This window comes from Halalkalibacillus halophilus DSM 18494, assembly GCF_000423105.1.
Taxonomy (GTDB): Bacteria; Bacillota; Bacilli; order Bacillales; family Alkalibacillaceae; genus Halalkalibacillus; species Halalkalibacillus halophilus.
Window position 1 is genome coordinate 1 of sequence record NZ_AUHI01000026.1, and the last position, 1,201, is coordinate 1,201.

General features: G+C 48.2%; 9 tRNA genes and 1 rRNA gene. All 10 read right to left on the reverse strand.

What is annotated here, in order from left to right:
- Positions 1-59 precede the first annotated feature (59 nt).
- The 10 genes from G532_RS0111655 to rrf all read right to left on the reverse strand — a co-directional run bounded on the left by G532_RS0111655 (position 60) and on the right by rrf (position 1,007).
- Positions 60-135 (reverse strand) — tRNA-Ala (locus tag G532_RS0111655).
- A gap of 9 nt (positions 136-144) precedes the next feature.
- Positions 145-218: transfer RNA gene (locus tag G532_RS0111660), tRNA-Pro, on the reverse strand.
- A gap of 5 nt (positions 219-223) precedes the next feature.
- Positions 224-300: transfer RNA gene (locus tag G532_RS0111665), tRNA-Arg, on the reverse strand.
- Positions 301-310: 10 nt separating this feature from the next.
- Positions 311-399, reverse strand: a tRNA-Leu gene (locus G532_RS0111670).
- Between the two features lie 6 nt (positions 400-405).
- Positions 406-480 (reverse strand) — tRNA-Gly (locus G532_RS0111675).
- Positions 481-497: 17 nt separating this feature from the next.
- Positions 498-582 (reverse strand) — tRNA-Leu (locus G532_RS0111680).
- A 4-nt stretch (positions 583-586) separates the two neighbouring features.
- Positions 587-662: transfer RNA gene (locus tag G532_RS0111685), tRNA-Lys, on the reverse strand.
- A gap of 53 nt (positions 663-715) precedes the next feature.
- Positions 716-791, reverse strand: a tRNA-Thr gene (locus G532_RS0111690).
- A 14-nt stretch (positions 792-805) separates the two neighbouring features.
- Positions 806-881, reverse strand: a tRNA-Val gene (locus tag G532_RS0111695).
- A 10-nt stretch (positions 882-891) separates the two neighbouring features.
- Positions 892-1,007 (reverse strand): 5S ribosomal RNA (gene rrf, locus G532_RS0111700).
- Positions 1,008-1,201: the final 194 nt, after the last annotated feature.

Here is a 1,201-nt window from a genome sequence, read left to right on the forward strand (position 1 = left end):
AAGAAAAAGAATTGACGACAGGCTATTTTGTTTAGTTTTCAAGGTTCAAAAGATAAAATTGGTGGAGCCTAGCGGGATCGAACCGCTGACCTCCTGCGTGCAAAGCAGGCGCTCTCCCATCTGAGCTAAGGCCCCGTTTGAGAGTCGGGAAGACAGGATTCGAACCTGCGACCCCTTGGTCCCAAACCAAGTGCTCTACCAAGCTGAGCTACTTCCCGTAATATGGCGCGCCCGAGAGGAGTCGAACCCCTAACCTTCTGATCCGTAGTCAGACGCTCTATCCAATTGAGCTACGGGCGCTAAAATAAGATGGTGCCGAGGGCCGGACTCGAACCGGCACGGTAAAAAATTACCGCAGGATTTTAAGTCCTGTGCGTCTGCCAATTCCGCCACCCCGGCAGTTCATGGAGCGGAAGACGGGATTCGAACCCGCGACCCCCACCTTGGCAAGGTGATGTTCTACCGCTGAACTACTTCCGCAATGAAAATTATTTAAATGGTGCGGGTGGAGGGAGTCGAACCCCCACGTCGTAAGACACTAGATCCTAAGTCTAGCGCGTCTGCCAATTCCGCCACACCCGCATAATGGTGAGCCATGGAGGATTCGAACCTCCGACCCTCTGATTAAAAGTCAGATGCTCTACCAACTGAGCTAATGGCTCTTTAAATAATTTTTACAGGCCACATCTTATTATGAGAAGTTATAAAGTTGTAATGGTGCCGGCCAGAGGACTTGAACCCCCAACCTACTGATTACAAGTCAGTTGCTCTACCAGTTGAGCTAGGCCGGCATAAAAAAAGTAAATGGTGGAGGATGCAGGGCTCGAACCTGCGACCCCTTGCTTGTAAGGCAAGTGCTCTCCCAGCTGAGCTAATCCTCCGAATTTTACTGCCCGGCAACGTCCTACTCTCACAGGGGAAGAACCCCAACTACCATCGGCGCTAGAGAGCTTAACTTCTGTGTTCGGCATGGGAACAGGTGTGGCCTCTCTGCCATTGTTACCGGACAATTTAAAATTGCCTTGTTTTTCTGCGACAAATTATATTATATTCACTTTAACATAAAATTGCAAGTGCAAATTTTAATTTTTTGAAGGTTTATGTAAATGCACCTTCAAAACTAGATAAGAGTTTGTAACCAAGCGTCGAAACGTTTCACGTTCGATCGAAGTTAAGTCCTCGATCGATTAGTATTCGTCAG